Origin of the sequence: Alishewanella sp. WH16-1 (genome assembly GCF_001441695.1) — a bacterium.
GTDB classification, from domain to species: Bacteria; Pseudomonadota; Gammaproteobacteria; order Enterobacterales; family Alteromonadaceae; genus Alishewanella; species Alishewanella agri.
Window position 1 is genome coordinate 52,560 of record NZ_LCWL01000096.1, and the last position, 19,046, is coordinate 71,605.

A 19,046-nucleotide genomic window follows, 5' to 3' on the forward strand; every position below is an offset into this window, starting at 1 on the left:
ATGATGACTTTTCAAGAGCAGATTAAGCAAGGTATCCCGGCCGAGTTACCTGCGGCCAAGCCATACCCGTTAGACGCCAATCGTGCACCGAAGCGCAAAGACATTTTAACTAAAGCGGAAAAACAACTTGCTGTGCGTAACGCGCTGCGTTATTTCCCTAAAGCCTGGCATGCGGAGCTAGCGCCAGAGTTTGCCAAAGAGCTTAACGATTTTGGCCGTATTTATATGTACCGCTTTAAGCCGGACTACGAGCTAAAAGCACGGCCAATTAGTGATTATCCGGCAAAATGCCAGCAAGCTGCCGCTATTATGCTGATGATTGATAACAATCTGGACCCTGCAGTCGCGCAGCACCCACAAGAGCTGATTACCTATGGTGGTAATGGCGCGGTATTCCAAAACTGGGCGCAGTACCGCTTAACTATGCAGTATTTAAGCGAGATGGAAGGCGATCAGACATTACACATGTACTCTGGTCATCCTATGGGGTTATTCCCATCGTCGGAAGAGGCACCACGGGTGATAGTTACCAATGGTATGATGATCCCGAACTACTCCAAGCCGGATGACTGGGAGCGTTTTAATGCTTTAGGCGTCACTCAATTTGGCCAGATGACGGCCGGCTCTTATATGTATATTGGCCCGCAGGGCATAGTGCATGGTACCACCATCACGGTGATGAACGCCTTTCGTAAAGTATTACAAAAGGGCGAAAGTGCGAAGGGGAAAATCTTCTTAACTGCCGGTTTAGGCGGTATGAGCGGCGCTCAGCCCAAAGCCGGTAATATCGCCGGTTGTATTACCGTCTGTGCCGAAGTAAACCCCAAAGCCGCTACCAAGCGCCATCAGCAAGGCTGGGTTGATGAGTTAATCGATAATATGGACGCGCTGATTGCCCGGGTAAAGCAGGCGCAGGCCAATGAAGAAGTGGTGTCCATTGCTTATATTGGTAACGTGGTGGAGGTGTGGGAAAGCTTCTATCAAAGTGATATTTTTGTGCATCTGGGTTCAGATCAAACCTCGTTGCATAACCCCTGGTCGGGCGGTTATTACCCGGTCGGTATCAGCTACGACGAAGCGAATCGCTTAATTCGTGACGAGCCAGAGCTGTTTAAAGCCAAAGTGCAGGCGACATTAAAACGCCATGCTGACGCGGTGAATAAGCATACCGCAAAGGGCACTTATTTCTTTGACTACGGTAATGCCTTTTTACTTGAAGCCTCACGCGCCGGCGGCGCTGTAATGGCCGACAATGGTATCGATTTTAAATATCCATCCTATGTGCAGGATATTTTAGGCCCGATGTGTTTTGACTACGGCTTTGGCCCGTTCCGCTGGGTCTGTACTTCAGGTAAGCCAGAAGATTTGGATAAGACCGATGCTATTGCAGCCCAGGTGCTTGAGCGCATTATGGCTGAGGCACCTGAGGAAATTCAGCAGCAAATGCAGGATAACATCACCTGGATTAAAGACGCCAAGCAAAACAAGCTGGTGGTAGGCTCGCAGGCGCGGATTTTATATGCTGATGCCGAAGGAAGGATGGAAATTGCCGCTGCCTTTAATGCCGCCATTGCCCGTGGCGAGATTGGCCCGGTGGTGTTGGGGCGCGATCATCACGATGTCAGCGGTACTGACTCGCCATTTCGTGAAACCTCGAACATTTATGATGGTAGCCGTTTCACTGCCGATATGGCGATTCATAATGTGATTGGTGACAGCTTCCGCGGTGCTACCTGGGTGTCTATTCATAACGGTGGTGGCGTTGGTTGGGGCGAAGTGATCAACGGTGGCTTTGGTTTGCTGCTGGATGGCACTACCGATGCCGATCGCCGCTTAAAATCAATGCTACTATTCGATGTTAATAACGGTATTGCGCGGCGCAGCTGGGCGCGTAATACTGAGGCAGACTTTGCGATCAAACGCGAAATGGCCAGAACACCGAAGTTAAAAGTCACACTGGCCAATCGGGTTGATGACGATGTTATTGCCGGGCTGGCACTCTAGCCCGGTGCACAGGACAATAAAAAAATCGGCGTATTAACTCACCGCGCCCTCAGGCGCTTTGTCAGTTAGTTATAACGAAGAAAGCTGACAGAGCAAAACGACTATCTGACGTTGTTTGAGGACGCCAAACTGGCACTGGACCATAATGATTAAGGATGAAAGATGATTGATTTTAACAATAAGGGTTTTTTTAAGTTAAAACAAAACCGTGACTATGCAGACCAGGTGGCGGCGCTGCTGCTGGATGGTGAGACCATAATTGACGCCTATAAATCCATGCGTGATGGCGTGGTGTTTACGACAAAACGGCTGATTGTGGTCAACGTTCAGGGCATTACCGGTAGCAAAAAAGATTTCACCTCTATCCCCTATAAGAACATTGTCGCCTATTCGGTCGAAACCTCTGGCACCTTCGATTTGGACTCCGAGCTGGAAATTTATTTGTCAGCAGTAGGCAAGGTAAAATTTGAATTTACCGGTAAAACCGCGATAGTGGAGATAGCCAAATATATCGCGCAGCATTCGTTGTAGCACAAAGGCCCACAAAAAATGGGCGCTACGCAAGGTAACGCCCAGGAAAAGCTTAGTAGTATTTCAAACCATCTGCCTTACCGCGAAACGCATAATAGGCCACCGCGGTATAGGCGGCGATATTCGGCATGTCTTATAAAGCCGCTTGAAGTATAACAAGCGCTGCTAAATCGGATTGCGGGAGGTCCGGCATAGCCTTATGGCTAGTGCCATCTGGCCTCATCTTCGTAAAGTTTAAACTCAATATTGCGACCATCAGCGCAAAGTTGAATGACCTCTGCTGGTGAGCCATCCTCATTTAATTTTACTAAACCAATACCCGCCGCATTAAGCAAGCGTTCGCCCGGCTGTGCAGATTCTGGTTGGTGTGGCGTAATCAACATCCGGCGACGACGGGTCAGCCAGTTGAGTGGAGAGCGCGGAGAGTAAAGCCAGCGGTTTAAGCGATCAAAGACTTGCAGTAGCTTGCCGGGAAATTCATTCTTCAGCCCACTACTGGTAATTTGCCAGACAGCCGGACTGCCTGTTTGCGACCGTAGACGAATGTCGTAAACAAAGGAGTAGTGCACGTCGCCCGACAGAATCACGAAATGCTTTGGTGTTTTCGGGTGGCGGAACATATTAAGCAGCGTATAGGCGGTACCACGATGTGCCATCCAGTTTTCTGCATCCACCAGTAATGGTTTACCAAGCCAGGTAAAAATACGTTGTATCGCTTCGATCAGCTTAACTCCAAAAATCGGCGCGGCCGAAACTAACACCACTGCATCCAAACCAACTAGCTTTTGTTGCAAATTGATCAATGCCTCCCAATCCATCAAACCTGATGGACTGTGAATGGAACGTTCACTGCGCCATCTTTGGGTTCGGGTATCCAGCACAACTAAAGCTGGTTCAGTAGGCCACTGATAATACCAATGATTGAAGCGCAGCAATTGGTCTAACATTACATCGTAGCTGTTACTTCCGGGAGAGCATAATTGTTGCTGGATGTCTGAGAGATAGGTTGCAGGAAACTGTTCCGGGCAATTTCCCCAACCCTGAAATAGCAAATAAGCGAGTAGGGCATTGCCAATAATTCGCTTAGATAATGGATGTTGGTAAGCTGCGAGTTCCCATGCAGCGGTAAGATTCCAGTCGTCGGTAATGTCATGATCATCAAAAATCATTGCTACAGGTAAGTGTGCCAGCAGTCTGCGTACAGCGCTAAGGCCTCCGATAAATGCATCCAGTACTTCAGCCTGGCGGATAAACTGTTGACATTGTTTGGTATTCAAATCGGCAGGAGGGTTTAAGTCGCGAGGGCTAGTTAGCTGCTGCCAGCCAACGGGTGACCACACCAGTAGGTACATCGCAAACATTTCAGCCAAACTAATTAGGTGGTTATGCGCGTTGTCGGAGGTAAAAACGGGCTTACGTGCACCCTTAAACAGCTGCTCGAGTACTTTGCTGCTTTTTTTATCATCGGGCAGCAGAGTCTCTCGTTTCAGATAGTAGGGGCTCTTGCTATGCAAGGTACTTGCCAGTGAGACGTCGGCATTATGCAGTGACTCATCGGGTAAACCCAACCTTGGTATGAACTGGTGGATCGCCATCAACATAGGAGTCGCCACGTCATCAACATACACTTGGTCACCACTGAGCATGAGTACGGCGGGCCAATCGTCGATTGATGTGGAGGCTAATAGTTGCTCAGCTCTCAGTAGGCCATCGGCAGCAGCAAAGTGTGGCTTACGACAAGAACCATGTAATAAGCTACTTAACTTCGGCTGGAGCACAAAAAATGGATGAGAGTGTGGAGTAAAATTTAGATCAGGTGCCCACTGTTGCCAGCCTTGACCATTCAACTGCAGGTTGTAATAAATAGCCTGCTGGACAGGTAACCTAATCTCAAGTTTAAGGTCAAATAATTGAAAATGAAGATTATCTCCCGCTTTGATTTGTTGATGACCGGCAGACAATACGGAAGCGGGTAAAGTATGGTACAAACCACTGTCAGTGAACAGTGTTAACTCTGGGGTAACAGGTTCTGCCGTTGCCAACCAAATAGTTATTCGATTGGGTTGCAGTCGGCGAAGGATTGGGCCTGCCCAAACGGTTACAGGTGACGTCATTTTGAAAGTATTCTTTAACTAGCCATAGATTCCTATTAAACAGCGACAACTCAAAAAAAGTTCATCTTTGTTTATTTACTTGTGATCCGTATTGATTGAAAATAGTAATGTTTCGCATTTGTGATTATATTGGTATTACTAAAGAGGTGGTAAGAATGAAAGTAAATCGGGTTGCACAGCACGTGGCGCTGGCGTTAGCTATTTGCAGTTTGCAAAGTCATGCGGCAGAGCCGCAAGAAAAGCAGTCGCAAATCGAAGTTCTGGAGGTACGCGGTGCGCAAATAGCAGATAGCGGCAACAAGCTGCCAGATATACAGCAAGGTCGGATCTTTGCGGGCAAGAAGACTTCAGTCGTTGAACTCAGTGAACAGCCAACGCTGATTGAACCTAACTTACGCCAAATGTTTGCTACTTTACCGGGTCTATTTGTCTCAGAGCAGAAGATCCCCAGCATCTACAATGTTAATTATCGTGGCTTGGGTGACCCGCACGAATCTGAATTTGTGGCCTTTTATCAAGATAATGTGCCACTGGCTGCCAACCTGTTTGGTTATGCCACCATGTACTATATGCCAGGTGGTCAGCGCATTGAACGTGTAGAGTTTATTCGCGGTGGCTCAGGCTTACTTTACGGCCCGCAAATCGGCCCAGTAGTCAATTTTGTTACTCGTGGCCCCTCTGCACAAGCAGAAACCCGCATAGTGACTGAGCATGCTGTGGGTAGCGATGCTATGTACAGCACCTATAATGAAGCGCGTTGGTCACAAGGCAATACCGGTTTTATGGCCTCATTTGATCATCGTCGTGCCGATGGCCCACGTAATAACGAAGATTTTGATGTTAGCTCTGGCTACTTAGGACTCAGTTACGAAGGTTTCAAAGATATCAAAATCGGAGCTAATTTAGATGTGTATAGCTCTGACTCGGGTGAAGCCGGCCGTTTAACCTCGGCTGAATTTGCGAACAACCGTGATCTGGTTAAAACACCGTTTAACCGTGTTAAAATTGACCAAACGCTAGCAAGCTTAACTTACGAGCAGCAGTTAGATGCAGCGTCCAGCCTTAACGGAAAAATCTGGTATCTAGCGATGGATCGTTTTAGCCGTCGTTCAGGCGCCTTTGTTCCGCCTGCAAATCCACCTTCTTCGACAACGGTTGACGAGCAGCAATTCCGTAACCTAGGTTACGATCTGCGTTATAGCTTAGCCTGGGGTGAAAATAATATTTTAACTGCAGGTACATCTGGCTTTAGTGGTGACAGTCCTCGTACGCAGCACCGCAATAGTGATTTGACCTCTGACGCTCAAAATGCCGCTGACCTTCGTTTTGAGCAAGATCGTGTTACCACCTATACCGCACTGTTTGTCGAAAACCTGTTCCGCTTTGGCAACATTAGCTTAGTACCGGCGGTACGCTATGAGCGTCTGAATTATGATATGGTTGAAGTGGTGAAAAGCGCCAGTTTAAACCGTGATGCCATTGATTTGGATCGGACCTTTAATGAGCTGTTATTTGGTTTAGGCGCAGGTTTGAAGCTGTCTGATACTGCTGAAGTCTATGCCAATATTTCAGAATCTTACCGGCCACAACGCTTTGATGATTTAATCAATCCAACGTCTGAGTTGGCAGGTTCTAATGATCCTTCAGTATCGAAAGCGATGAACTACGAATTAGGCTATCGTAGCCAAGTTACCGAGCAATTTGCTTTCGATGTCAGTGTGTTCCGTATTGATTTCAAGGATAAAATTGAACAAATTCAAGTTAATATCACCGATATTGAGCGGGTAAACAGTGGTGATTCACGTCATCAGGGTGTTGAGCTAAGTCTGCAGTATGCTTTTGCATTATCGCCTGGTCATAATCTTACTGCCTTCGCGAACGGCTCTTGGTTAGATGCAGAAATAACAAGTAGTACAAACGCTAGCCTGGTAGGTAATAAAGTCTCTTTTGCACCAGATTACCTGGTACGTACCGGGCTTAACTATGCAAGTAATGGCTTGACTGCTGCGCTCAGCCTGACGCTGGTTGGTGATCAGTACTGGCAAGATTCCAATCTGCCTCGTGGTACAGGTACGGCAACTATTGATGCCAAGATACCATCCTATCAGGTGGTAGATTTGAGTGCCGAGTATGAACTGTCAAAACGTTGGTCCTTATTCGCTGGCGTAAACAATCTGTTAGACGAAAATTATTATAGCAGGGTTAGAACTGACGGCATTGAACCCGCAGCCGAGCGAACGGCTTATATCGGTTTCAGATTTAGTCTGTAACACCCGGTATTAATTTGGCTTAAAGTAAGCTTCTGTATAGCAACCCCGGTTTTGTACTGGGGTTTTTTACAGTAAGAATTAACATGGGAGTGAGCAAAATCAGTTAGTATCCTGCTGTTCAGTTTGCCACAGTATCGATTAGCCTCTATGCTGGCGCGTAGAGTAGTTTGAGGTGAAAATGGATATATTACTAACAGTCGCGGATTATTTTATCGTTGGTCTACAAAAACCAACTTTGGCATTTCTACTTGGCGGTATGTTGATTGCGGCACTCGGAAGTCGCCTCACCATTCCAGAGCCTGTCTACAAATTTATTGTTATCGTCTTGCTGCTAAAAATTGGTTTACAAGGCGGCATGGAAATCCGTAATGCTAACCTTGCTGCACTGCTACTTCCTGCCTTTTTTGCCGTCATAGCTGGTGTGTTAATTGTGCTGTTAGGTAAATACACCTTAGCAAAATTACCTGGTGTGAAAGAAACTGATGCCTTAGCCACGGCCGGCTTGTTTGGTGCGGTTTCAGCCTCTACCTTTGCCGCTGCGATGCTGCATTTAGATGATATTGGTATGGAGTACGAAGCCTGGGTATCGGCACTCTACCCCTTTATGGACATACCAGCCTTAATATTGGCAATAGTGTTAGGCCGCTTAGCCAGTGATCGGCAGCAAGCGATGGCCGAGGCTACGGCGGATAAACCCCAAAAATCAGTGCGTAAGCCTATCTCAATTAAAGAAATTATTATCGATAGCTTACAAGGTTCAGCGCTTACTGCGTTATTATTAGGGTTGTTAATTGGCTTATTCGCCAAACCGGAACCGGTATATGCTTCTTTTTATGAACCAGTATTCCGCGGTTTCTTATCAATTCTAATGCTCATTATGGGTATTGAAGCATGGCAGCGTTTAAGTGAACTACGCAGAGTGGCGCATTGGTACGTCGTCTATGCGATTGCAGCGCCAATTGCGCATGGTGCTATTGGCTTTGGCTTGGGCTATTTAGCGCATCATCTAACTGGGTTTAGTGCAGGCGGGACCGTACTATTAGCGGTGATGGCAGCGTCAAGTTCGGATATTTCAGGCCCTCCGACACTCAGGGCGGGTATACCCAAGGCAAATCCTTCCGCTTATATTGGTTCCTCAACCAGTATTGGTACCCCGATTGCGATTGCCGTCTGTATTCCATTATTCACCGAATTAGCGAAAGTCGTGTTTTAAGGCGCGGGAGTCCATTATGAAATATCAGGCTTATCAAATTAATATTATTGCGGAAAAGGTGCTGGAAGAAGATCTCATCGCGTTATTAGAAGAGGCTGGCGCCAAGGGTTACAGTATTTTCGAAGCGGGCGGCAATAGCTCTTTACACCTGCACCCAGCGCAGCATGCTTCAATTATCGATGCCTTACATCTGATGAAAATTGAGGTCATTGTGAAAGATCAGCAAAAAGCTGAACAGATTGCTGAGCAGATCACTCAGGAGTTTTTTGACACCCAGCCTGGCATTGTTAGCCTCAGCGAAGTGTGGATTTTCAGACCGCAAAAGTTTTAGGTAACTTAGCTGGCTATATTTAAAAGTCGATTATTCCTAAATTGGCTTATCGTAAGCTTTGCTGCTGTGGCCAGGGTTATTCTGGTATTTCAGCTGTTGCTCCTTTCTGGTACAACACTGCTATCGCCCTGAGATATGACGATTGTGGGGCGTAGGCTCCATTCTGTGAAGAGGTGGCGCAGTCGCCTAAACGTGTTTTAAACATTGACAGCAGCCCTCAAAAATGGAGGGCTGCTGTGTTTATGGTGATCACCAACTTTTCCTATTTTGGGTTTAAGCCATTAGCCTTACAAAAAATGGCTTAGCGCTCTCATTGTCTTATTAGTAATACTTCAAACCATCTGCCTTACCGCGAAACGCATAATAGGCAACCGCGGTATAGGCGGCGATAATCGGAATGACCACAACAGCGCCGAAGAAAATAATGGTCAGGGACTCTTTGGAGCTGGCCGCTTCATACAGTGTCATCTGGTTCGGCACCACAAAGGGGTAGAAGCTGAGTGCTAAGCCGACAAAGCTGCAGACAAAGATCACTTTACAGATAAAGAACGGCAGCCAGGCGCCGCGATCATCGGGCAGCGGTAGCCGTTTTAAAGCCAAATAACCCAGCGCGAACATCGCAAAACACAGCAGCGGAATGGCGGCAAATAAATAGGCCAGTGGCGGCTCGGTCCAAACCTGATACACATTAGCATTTACCAGCGGATTGATGGCGCTGACGGCCAAAATACCGGCCAAGGTCCAAACCCCGGCCAGTTTACACTGCCGGATAGCATGGCGCTGTAAATCGCCACTGGTTTTGCCTATCAGCCAGGCATTGCCAATCATCGCATAGGCGGCGGTAACGCAGAGGCCGCTAAAGCTGGCAAACACGACACTGCCAACGCTGTATTCCAGCCCCATAACATAGATACCCAGCATAAAGCCCTGGCTAAAGGTTGCCAGCAAGGAGCCAAATTTAAAGGTCCAGTCCCAGCGGATTTTCCGCTCCGGTTTTACTTTGGCGCGAAAATCAAAGGCGACACCGCGTAAGATCAAGCCAATCAGCAACAAGGCGGCGGGCAAATACAGCGCATGCAGAATCGCACTGTGCGCCGCCGGAAAAGCCACCAGCAGCAAGCCGACGGCCAGCACCAGCCAGGTTTCATTGGCATCCCAGAACGGACCAATAGAGGCAATGGCGGTATCGCGCCAGGCTTCTTGCTGCATCGGCAGCGTTATGCCCACGCCCAAGTCATAACCATCCAGGATGGCATACAGCAGTACCGCCAGTGCTGTCAGGCCGGCGAACACCAGTGCCAGATTTTCTGCAGTCAGGAAATTCATGCTTCGACTCCTTCATTGGCGAGTTTGGCTTTCTGTTCCGGTAGGCCTGGCAGCGACAGGTCATATTCCTCAACCTCAATCGCCCGTTTTGCCAGCCAGAATAAGGTTTTAACATAGGCCAGCAGTAACACCACATACAGCGCCAGATACATGATTAGCGTTAAGGCAACCTGCTCACTGGCCACAGTGGTCACGGCGTCACTGGTTTTTAGCACACCATATACCAGGTATGGCTGGCGGCCGATTTCGGTCACATACCAACCGGCCAGGGTGGCGATCCAACCGGAGAACGACATGCCGATTAATACCTTATATTGCAGCGGTGATAATTCGCCTTTTCGGTACAACCGCAGGCTACACCACCAGGCCACGGCCAGCATTAATACACCGATACCCACCATGACCCGGAAACTGTAGAACACCGGCGCCACCGGTGGGTGTGCGTCCGGAAATTCGTTAATGCCTTTCAGCTCACCGTTTAAATCGTGAGTCAGAATTAAACTGGCCAGTTTTGGAATTTCCAGCGCAAAGCGGTTAGTTTGAGTTTCAGCATCAGGGATCGCAAACAGCACCAGTGGCGCGCCTTGCTGGGTATGCCAAATTCCTTCCATCGCAGCGATTTTCTGTGGCTGATGCTCTAAGGTATTTAAACCGTGCAGGTCGCCAACAAAGGCCTGGGTTGGGGCCAGCACAGCAGCGGTAAACAGGGCGGTTTTTAGTGTCAGGCGCGGGGCTTTTTTATTGTCACCGCGATATAGCCGGTAGGCAGAAATACCGGCTACCAAAAAGCAGACCGTCAGTGCCGACGCCAGCAGCATATGGGTAAAACGATACGGGAAGGAGGGGTTAAAAATTATCGCCAGCCAGTCAGTGGCATGCGCTACGCCATCACGCATTTCAAAGCCAACCGGAGTTTGCATCCAGGAATTGAGCACCAGGATCCAAAATGCCGACAGCGTAGTACCTATTGCCACCAGTAAGGTGGCCAGCGTATGCAGCCAGCGCGGTACCTTGTTAAAACCAAACAGCATAATGCCGAGCATGGTTGCTTCGAGGAAAAAGGCGGTCAGGATTTCGTAGGCCAGTAACGGGCCGGCAATATTGCCTACTGTCTCCATAAAACCCGGCCAGTTGGTGCCGAACTGGAACGACATCGTAATGCCACTGACTACACCCAGTGCAAAGGTCAGTGCAAAGACTTTGACCCAAAAGCGGTAGGCGCGCATCCACACCGGGTGCTGTGACAGGTCAAAGCGGATTTTAAAGTACACCAGCAACCAGCCCAGGGCGATGGTAATGGTTGGGAACAGGATATGAAAACTGATATTGGCCGCAAACTGAATGCGTGACAGCAACAGGGTGTCTAACATGGCAACCTCACTACAACAGAACAACAGGTGGCAAAAACAGCTAGGCTTGTTTTGCCGGATCTTTTTTACCTAAAAACTTATCGGTAAATTCCAGTACCTTGCCAACGCCGGAGCCTAACTTCATTAAGGTATTCAGCTTCTCCGGCGACAAGGATTGCAGGCTTTGCGTCCATTCAGTAATGTTCTCCAGCAGATCGTGAATTTCGGCGATGCGCTTTTGGGCAAAGGCTTCTTCCGGATTAGCCGCTTCGTCCATCATAATGTCACGCAGTAAGCTAAGCGTCGGGTCCATTTCCCGTTTGCGCCGCTCTTCAAACACCCGGTTGGCCATATCCCAGATACTACCGCGGCTATGATAAAACTCGCGCCGCTCGCCGGGTTTATGGCTAACCTGCACCAGCTGCCAGCTACCCAACTCTTTTAACCCCATACTGACATTGCCGCGCGAAATCCCCAGCAGCTCACCAATTTCATTGGCACAGAGCGGTTGCTCGCTAATCACCAGCAGGGCGTAAATTTGGCCAACGGTACGGTTAAAGCCCCAACGGCTGCCCATTTCGCCAAAGTGGTAAACAAAGGATTCAATCATTGGAGTCATTTGCATATGCGCATCCCGTTACTGAACTTTCAGAAATTTCTGAAATAATAATACGCTTGTTGCTTGATCCAGATCAACATAATTTGCAGGTATGGCTGCGAACTAATTAAAAGAATTTAGTGGGCGTTGAGCGCACGATTCAGAAAAAAAGTTGGGCTTTTCTATCGACAGGACTGTTAAGGCTTGATAGAACTGCTAAAGTAGTGAAACTCACCCGCGAAACATTCATTACGGATCAAGTTAGTTACGCCGTTAACTTAATGCAAGGTTTAACCTATGTTTAGAACAATATCCATTCAAAAACGTTTACTGGCAGCCTTTGGCGCTCTGGCTTTTATGCTGGCCGCGCTGGGTCTTTATAACCTGAATACCATGTCGCAAATTCGTGAACGGGCGAATTTGGTTGAAACTAATACTTTACCTTCACTAATGAGCCTGGCGGACTTAAATCTGAACGTCACCCTTCTGCGGGCCTTAACCTTACGCTTGATGTTAACTACCGACATTACGCAGGAAGGCGCCACACTGAACGAAGTAGAGCAATTACGAGCAGAGGTGCGGCGTAATGAGCAGGCATTTTCTGCTAACATATATCTGGATGAAGAGAGGGAAGTTTTTGCTGATTTCGAAAAAAGATTACAGCAATATTTGCAGTTACAGCAAGAAGCGATCGAGTTTCTGAAGCAGGACGAGACCGGTATGGCGCTGGATTTGCTGCAGCAAATTAACCCGATTACGGCACAGATGACAACGGATTTACTCGATCTCACCCGTATCAAACAGCAAGCTGCTAACACCGCGCGAACCGAGTCAGTCAGTGCTTATCAGGCCGCCCGTATTATTGTTATTGTACTAATAGTGTTAGCGGTGGCGATTGCTATAGTGATTGCACTGGTTATTTCGCGCAGCATTAATGCACCGCTGGAGCAAGCGGTTGAGTCTGCCCGGCAAATTGCTGAAGGTGATTTGACGCAGCGTATCAATAAAGACGGTGACGATGAGTTAACCCGCCTGGCTGAAGCCTTACAACAAATGCAGCAAAAACTGCGTGATGCCATTGGCCATATCGCCAGCTCAGCCAGTCAGCTGGCCTCTGCTGCGGAAGAACTCAATGCCGTTACCGATGAGTCAGCGCGCGCCATTCAGCAACAAAATGACGAAGTACAACAAGCCGCGACCGCGATCACTGAGATGAGCTCAGCCGTTGATGAAGTGGCGGCAACGGCGATGCAAACCTCAGATGCGTCTGCACAATCGGCCAACTTGGCCAAAGATGGTAGCCAGAAGGTTACCCAGACCCGTGCTGTTATCGGCAAGATGAATACCGAGGTTCAGCAAAGCGTCACCGTGATTAATGTGCTGGCAGAAAAAGTCTCGTCAATTAACCAGGTGCTGGAAGTGATTCGCAGTGTGGCCGAGCAAACCAACCTGCTGGCGCTGAATGCGGCGATCGAAGCAGCCCGCGCCGGTGATGCCGGCCGCGGTTTTGCCGTCGTCGCCGACGAAGTGCGTAGTTTGGCGCACCGCACCCAAACCTCCACCGGTGAAATTGAACAAATGATCCAACAAGTGCAAGGTTCGGTACGTGAAGCGGTAAATGCCATGGGGCTAATTAGCCAAAACGCTGGTGATGCCCAAAATGTGGCTGAAGAAGCTGCCGCAGCCCTGGGGCAGATCGCGACCAATATTACCAGTATCAGCGATCAGAACCATGTCATTGCCAGTGCCGCTGAAGAGCAATCGAAAGTGGCACGGGAAATTGACCGTAATATTATTACTATCAGCGACCTGGCCAATCAAACCTCAGCCGGTTCGCAGCAAACCTCTGCCAGCGCAACAGAATTGTCGCGATTAGCAATTCAACTTAATGAGCTGGTAAACCGCTTTAAGGTTTAATTCATGTAAAGCAACAGGGCGCTATCGGCGCCCTGTTGCTTTTAGAGCTTATGCAATTTTTCGTTACCATTCCTTTGTGGCAAGCTGATTGTGATATTCTTTCAGCTAGTTAACAGAGGAATGATTATGCCACGCTACTCCGCCGACTTTATTAAGATGATGCCCAAGTCCGATTTACATTTGCATTTGGACGGCAGTTTACGGTTAGACAGTCTTATCGACATGGCCAAACGCAGCCAGGTCACTTTGCCTTCTGAGACGGTAGCTGGCTTAAAAGAGCTGGTGTTCAAAGAGCGCTATCAGAATCTGGGTGAGTATCTGCATTGCTTCCAATATACCTGTGCCGTGTTACGCGACCCGGAAAACCTGCAACAGGCCGCTTACGAGCTGGCAGTGGATAATCAGGCGGAAGGGGTCAACTATATCGAAGTGCGGTTTGCGCCGCAGTTGCTGATCGATCTGACCCGCGGTATCGATTTCGACCGGATTATGCATGCAGTGAATAACGGTCTAAAGCAGGCGATGCAAGAATATAACGCCACTGAAGCGGTACTGAGCGGTCAGAAACCACCGTTTTATTATGGCATTATTAACTGTGCAATGCGGATGTTTGGTAATAAAGGTTTTTCACCTTATTACACCAACCTGTTTCAATTAATGCGCGATTTTGCGCCGATGGATGTGATCAAACTGGCAGCGATGGAGTTGGTACGGGCCAGTGTGCGGTTAAGGGATGACGAGGGCATCCCGATTGTTGGTCTGGATTTGGCGGGGCAGGAGGCGGGTTATCCGGCGGGTAAATTTAAAGAAGTCTATGAGTACGCTCACCAACACTTTTTACTGAAAACCCTGCATGCCGGCGAAGCCTACGGTGCGGAAAGTGTATTTGAAGCCATTACCGAATGTTATGCCGATCGTATTGGCCATGGCTATTCGATGTTTATCCCGGAGATGATTAAAGATCCGGCGATTACTGATAAAACTAAATATATTAATAATCTGGCTTCTTATATCGCCGATAAGCGTATCGCAGTAGAGGTTTGCCTGACCAGTAATCTGCAAACCAATCCGGCAATTACCGATATCCGCCAGCATAAGTTTAAAGATATGTTGGAACACCGGATTGCTACGGTGATCTGCACCGACAATCGTCTGGTGTCTAATACAACTGTCAGCAAAGAGTATCAGCTGGCGTTGGATAACTTCGATGTGCCGCTAAAACGGTTGAAAGATATGGTGGCGTACGGCTTCAAGAAAAGCTTTTTCCCAGGCAGCTATGTCGAGAAACGTCAATACGCTAAACAATGTCTGGAATATTTTGACCGTGTAGCTCAGCGTTATGGTTTTATTTGATTGAAATCAGACGTTTACGCTTGGTGTCGCATTTTGCATACATGCTAAGCTGTTGTTTTTTAAAGACTCTCTTATTTGCCGCTTTTTGGTGTCGCTAATTAGCAACAGTTAGCGGCACCCCGGTTGCCTTCCTTCCGTAAAAAATATAATAACTTATTGATTTAAAATAATTAAATTAAGTTGGTACGACTGCTGCATTAATATCTGTGACGCTGCAGGGGAATAGCGTAAAAGCAATAAGTATTACTTTTACGCGATTCTCCTGAGACAGCACCGAACGCTCCCATATGGAGCCCATAGCCGGAGAAGTATCATGGATATGTTTTTAAGTTTTATCACGCTGTTCCTGGTTGCCAATATGGCCATTGTTTTTACGCTGTTACGTCGTGTTGATCTGAATAACGCCAGTGTTCAGGCTTGGGAGCAGGAGCAATCTGCCCGCTCAGCTAAGGCTACACAACCAGTTTATGCGCAGAGCATGAACACTGAGTTAGCGCAGTAATCGAATCCCATAGATCAGCGATCTAGCTGAATCTGCCTTGGCCAGTCTTAGTACTGGCCTTTTTTTTGTAGCGCAGCGGCAGTTTCTACCGCTTTCGGCAATACAAGGCCCTGAATTTTCAGTAAACTAAACTCAGACTTTTCTGAGGGTGGAGCCTATGCGCTTTTCCGTGCAAACCGCATCATTACGGCAACTGGTATTGCTAAGCTTTTTTTTGGCGTTGATTCCGGTAGGCGTCTTGTTATGGCAAAGTAATAAGTCATTAAGTGGCGTCAGTAACTATGCTATCGCATCGGCTGAGCAGGCGGTGTCCAGCGTACGCCAGGCCGAAAGTATGCAAAGCCTGGTGGTAGACATTGAACGTGCCGTGCGCCAGTTTGCGGTGGTCCGTACCGACGCCTTACAGCGGCTAGCCTTAAATCATATCGACAATCAACTGCAATTACTGGAGCAACTCTGCCGTGATCTTCCGGATCTGGCATTGTGTGGCGCGCAGCGCAGCGCGTTACAGGGGCTGCGGGCGCGCTTTAACGAACCACTAACCGAAGTCCCGGAAGCATTACTACAACAGGTTCGTACCCAGCAACAACAAATTACCAAAGAAATCTGGGATCTGCTGGAGCAACAACTGGATCGACAACAACAGCAGGTTACCTCCACCCAGCAACAGCTGGCCTGGGAAACCTTCGCGCTGGTGATGCTCACTTTACTGTTGGTACTTTGGGCGTCCGGCCGGATTGCCGCGCCGGTACAAAAGCTGGACCGGATGATTCGGGCCATTGCTCAACCCAAGCATCAGTTTCCGGACGAAAAGCTGCGTGGCCCGCGCGAGCTGACCGAATTAGGTGAGCAATTACGCTGGTTAAGTTCCCGCTTGCAGCAACTGGAGGCATTGCGTTTAATTTTACTGCGTCACGCCTCACACGAATTAAAAACCCCGCTTTCCAGTATCCGTGAAGGCTGTGCGCTGCTCAGTGAGCAGCTGGTTGGGCCTTTAACACCGCAGCAACAGGAAGTAGTAACCTTACTCAATGCCAGCGCCGACCGCCTGAGCGTACTGACCGAGCAATTACTGGACTATAACCGTTTACTGCAGCAAGCACAGCCGAACTGGAGTCAGGTGGTGCCGCAGCAGCTGATGCAGGAGTGTTTTAATGACCACGCCTTGTCACTGCAGCAGCGCCAGCAGCAGGTAAAGCTGGATTGCCAGCTTAGTTCGCTCTGTACCGACGAAATGTTATTCCGGCGTATTTTGGATAATCTGATTAATAACGCTCAGGCCTATGGCGCTGAGGGCAGCCCGGTTTGGGTTAAACTTTACCGGCAGGATGAAAGCATAGTGCTGGAAGTTGCCAACAACGGATCACCGATCCCGGTGGCATTACGGGAAAAATTATTTGAACCTTTTCAGCGTGGTACTACCCCACGTTTTGATGCAGTACAAGGCTCAGGGTTAGGTTTGTCGATTGTGGCTGACTGCGCCCGTTTACTTGGCGGTCACGCAGACATCGTCGACGTCGTCTATGCCGATGTCTGTATCCGTGTGCGCTTGCCGCTATCAGGAGAAAAACCGGTATGAAGCAATCTTTAGTTCTCGTGTCGCTGGCGCTGTTAACCGCCTGCCAGCTAACTGCGCCCCCGCTGCCGCCACCATCAGAGCCGCCGGTTGAAATTGTGCCGGAGCAACCACCGGCATTAGAGCTGACTGAGCCGGAGCCGGAGGATATTCTGGCATTTAATGACGAGCCGGCAACGCTAAAAGCCTGGCTCGATTATAAGCAGCGTATTTTGCTTGAACCGGAAGCCGAGCGCTTGCGGTTAGCCAGTCTGGAAACACAGGATGAGGTGAGTCAGTTTCAGTTAGCTTTACTGAATTTGCATCCGGATATGCCTTATGTCAGCCGGTTTCGGGTGCAAACCCAGTTAACTGAAGTGCTATTAAGTTTGCCGCCACGGCTGGCCGCTTTGTTTAGCTGGGAGCTGACCTTCAATCAAAAATTGTTAGAGGCAGAGTCCGCAGTAACGGCTGTCACCCGGCTCAATGCCCAGCAACAAGACCAGCTGGAACGGCTACAAAAAACCAACCGTGAACTGCAAAAGAAAATTGATGCCCTGACCCAAATTGAAGCTGAACTCAATCAGCAACCGGTAGAAAACAATAACGGAGGCAATAATGGCCCGGGATAACCCACGTTTATTGTTAGTCGATGATGATCCGAGCTTACTGCGGCTGTTGACGCTGCGGCTGGAAGGAGAAGGTTATCAGGTGATTAATGCCGACAGCGCTGAAACGGCATTAGCCTTGTTGGCGAAACAAAGCGTGGATGTGGTGCTGAGCGACCTGCGGATGCCGGGGTTAGACGGTATGAGTCTGTTTGATGAAATCGCTAAGCGTTATAAAGGCTTACCGGTGATCCTGATGACTGCTCATGGTTCAATCCCGGAAGCTGTGGCGGCGACCCAGCGTGGTGTGTTTGGCTTTTTAACTAAGCCGCTTAACCCGGCTGAATTACGTGAAGTATTACAGCGGGCGCTGAATCAATCTTTACCGGAGCAGGAACAATGGCGCGAGGCCATTATTACCCGTAGCCCGCTGATGCAAAATGTGCTGGAGCAAGCGTACCGGGTAGCGCAGCGCGATGTGAGTGTGCTGATTACCGGTGCCAGTGGTACCGGTAAAGAACTGTTAGCTAAAGCGATTCATAATGCCAGTCCGCGGGCGACCAAGCCCTTTGTGGCGATTAACTGTGGTGCCTTGCCGGAGCATTTGCTGGAATCCGAACTTTTTGGTCATAGTAAAGGCGCCTTTACCGGCGCGGTGACTGAACACGCCGGTTTATTTCGCGAGGCTGACGGTGGCACGCTGTTTTTAGATGAAATTGGCGATATGCCGGTGGCCTTGCAGGTGAAATTATTACGGGCCTTGCAGGAACGGCAGATCCGGCCGGTGGGTAGTGCTAAGACGATGCCGATTAATGTGCGGGTATTGTCTGCCACGCACCGTGATTTGCAGCAGGCAATGGCCGATGGCAGTTTCCGCGAGGATTTATACTACCGCTTAAATGTCGTCAATTTGCAGTTGCCGACGCTGGAACAGCGGGCTGAAGATATTCCGCTGTTAGCCCGTCATGTGCTGCAGCAAAGTGCCGAGCGGCATCACGTTAAGGTAACCCGCTTTTCCGATGATGCGCTACAGCTGCTAGCGACTGCAAAGTGGCCGGGTAATGTGCGGCAGCTGGTCAACGTGGTCGAGCAGTGTGTGGCCTTAACGCAAAGCCCGGTGATTTCGGCGTTATTGGTCGAGCAGGCACTATCGCAAAATAGCAGCTATTGGCCAACATTAACCGAAGCCCGTGACCAGTTTGAGCGTCAGTATCTGATCCGGGTGCTGCAGATGACGGAAGGCAATGTTACCCGGGCCGCCGAACTGGCTGGTCGCAATCGTACCGACTTTTATAAGTTGCTGAAGAAACATGAACTCAGTGCCCAGCAAGTCGCCGAACAGGGTGATGAACTGGAATAGGACACTGTGCAGGAT

15 protein-coding genes are annotated in these 19,046 nt (G+C 48.9%); 11 read left to right on the top strand and 4 right to left on the bottom strand.

Going from position 1 to position 19,046, the window contains the following annotated elements:
* Window positions 1–3: 3 nt before the first annotated feature.
* The gene (locus AAY72_RS09200; protein WP_057787015.1) at window positions 4–2,004 is read left to right on the top strand and encodes a urocanate hydratase; all 2,001 of its coding nucleotides are present in this window, start codon (window positions 4–6) and stop codon (window positions 2,002–2,004) included.
* A 162-nt stretch (window positions 2,005–2,166) separates the two neighbouring features.
* Window positions 2,167–2,535, top strand: a complete 369-nt coding sequence (locus AAY72_RS09205; protein WP_008606587.1) for a PH domain-containing protein — start codon at window positions 2,167–2,169, stop codon at window positions 2,533–2,535.
* A 203-nt stretch (window positions 2,536–2,738) separates the two neighbouring features.
* Here the strand turns inward: AAY72_RS09205 and AAY72_RS09210 are convergent, their stop codons facing one another.
* Window positions 2,739–4,649 carry an alkaline phosphatase D family protein gene (locus AAY72_RS09210; protein ID WP_057787017.1) on the bottom strand — a complete coding sequence of 637 codons (1,911 nt, stop codon included), beginning with the start codon at window positions 4,647–4,649 and terminating at the stop codon, window positions 2,739–2,741.
* 155 nt (window positions 4,650–4,804) lie between these two features.
* On the opposite strand from AAY72_RS09210, the gene AAY72_RS09215 reads away from it, so the two are divergent.
* The 3 genes from AAY72_RS09215 (at window position 4,805) to AAY72_RS09225 (ending at window position 8,463) form a co-directional block, all read left to right on the top strand.
* Complete coding sequence (locus AAY72_RS09215; protein WP_057787019.1) at window positions 4,805–6,919, top strand: TonB-dependent receptor; 2,115 nt, start codon at window positions 4,805–4,807, stop codon at window positions 6,917–6,919.
* Window positions 6,920–7,097: 178 nt separating this feature from the next.
* Window positions 7,098–8,132: a sodium-dependent bicarbonate transport family permease gene (locus AAY72_RS09220; RefSeq protein WP_057787021.1), complete on the top strand. Its 1,035-nt coding sequence runs from the start codon at window positions 7,098–7,100 to the stop codon at window positions 8,130–8,132.
* Between the two features lie 16 nt (window positions 8,133–8,148).
* Complete coding sequence (locus AAY72_RS09225) at window positions 8,149–8,463, top strand: DUF3240 family protein (RefSeq protein ID WP_057787023.1); 315 nt, start codon at window positions 8,149–8,151, stop codon at window positions 8,461–8,463.
* A gap of 321 nt (window positions 8,464–8,784) precedes the next feature.
* Here the strand turns inward: AAY72_RS09225 and AAY72_RS09230 are convergent, their stop codons facing one another.
* The 3 genes from AAY72_RS09230 to AAY72_RS09240 are packed head-to-tail and all read right to left on the bottom strand — an operon-like array spanning window position 8,785 to window position 11,763.
* Window positions 8,785–9,789, bottom strand: coding sequence for a cytochrome d ubiquinol oxidase subunit II (locus AAY72_RS09230; protein ID WP_008606588.1), 1,005 nt, complete (start codon window positions 9,787–9,789; stop codon window positions 8,785–8,787).
* Window positions 9,786–11,159, bottom strand: a complete 1,374-nt coding sequence (locus tag AAY72_RS09235) for a cytochrome ubiquinol oxidase subunit I (protein ID WP_057787025.1) — start codon at window positions 11,157–11,159, stop codon at window positions 9,786–9,788. Before AAY72_RS09235 ends, AAY72_RS09230 begins: the two co-directional genes overlap by 4 nt.
* Window positions 11,160–11,199: 40 nt before the next feature.
* Window positions 11,200–11,763, bottom strand: coding sequence for a GbsR/MarR family transcriptional regulator (locus AAY72_RS09240; protein ID WP_039924842.1), 564 nt, complete (start codon window positions 11,761–11,763; stop codon window positions 11,200–11,202).
* A gap of 270 nt (window positions 11,764–12,033) precedes the next feature.
* Between AAY72_RS09240 and AAY72_RS09245 the strand changes: the two genes are divergently transcribed.
* The 6 genes from AAY72_RS09245 (at window position 12,034) to AAY72_RS09270 (ending at window position 19,031) form a co-directional block, all read left to right on the top strand.
* Window positions 12,034–13,653: a methyl-accepting chemotaxis protein gene (locus tag AAY72_RS09245; RefSeq protein ID WP_057787027.1), complete on the top strand. Its 1,620-nt coding sequence runs from the start codon at window positions 12,034–12,036 to the stop codon at window positions 13,651–13,653.
* A 126-nt stretch (window positions 13,654–13,779) separates the two neighbouring features.
* On the top strand, window positions 13,780–15,006 hold the full coding sequence (locus tag AAY72_RS09250; protein WP_057787029.1) for an adenosine deaminase family protein: 1,227 nt from the start codon (window positions 13,780–13,782) through the stop codon (window positions 15,004–15,006).
* A 313-nt stretch (window positions 15,007–15,319) separates the two neighbouring features.
* On the top strand, window positions 15,320–15,508 hold the full coding sequence (locus AAY72_RS09255) for a hypothetical protein (RefSeq protein WP_008984776.1): 189 nt from the start codon (window positions 15,320–15,322) through the stop codon (window positions 15,506–15,508).
* A gap of 157 nt (window positions 15,509–15,665) precedes the next feature.
* A complete protein-coding gene (locus AAY72_RS09260) occupies window positions 15,666–17,087 on the top strand; it encodes a sensor histidine kinase KdpD (protein WP_008984775.1) in 1,422 nt (473 codons plus the stop codon).
* Window positions 17,084–17,695 carry a hypothetical protein gene (locus AAY72_RS09265; RefSeq protein WP_008984774.1) on the top strand — a complete coding sequence of 204 codons (612 nt, stop codon included), beginning with the start codon at window positions 17,084–17,086 and terminating at the stop codon, window positions 17,693–17,695. Before AAY72_RS09260 ends, AAY72_RS09265 begins: the two co-directional genes overlap by 4 nt.
* On the top strand, window positions 17,682–19,031 hold the full coding sequence (locus tag AAY72_RS09270; protein WP_008984773.1) for a sigma 54-interacting transcriptional regulator: 1,350 nt from the start codon (window positions 17,682–17,684) through the stop codon (window positions 19,029–19,031). The genes AAY72_RS09265 and AAY72_RS09270 overlap by 14 nt, the downstream gene beginning before the upstream one ends.
* Window positions 19,032–19,046: the final 15 nt, after the last annotated feature.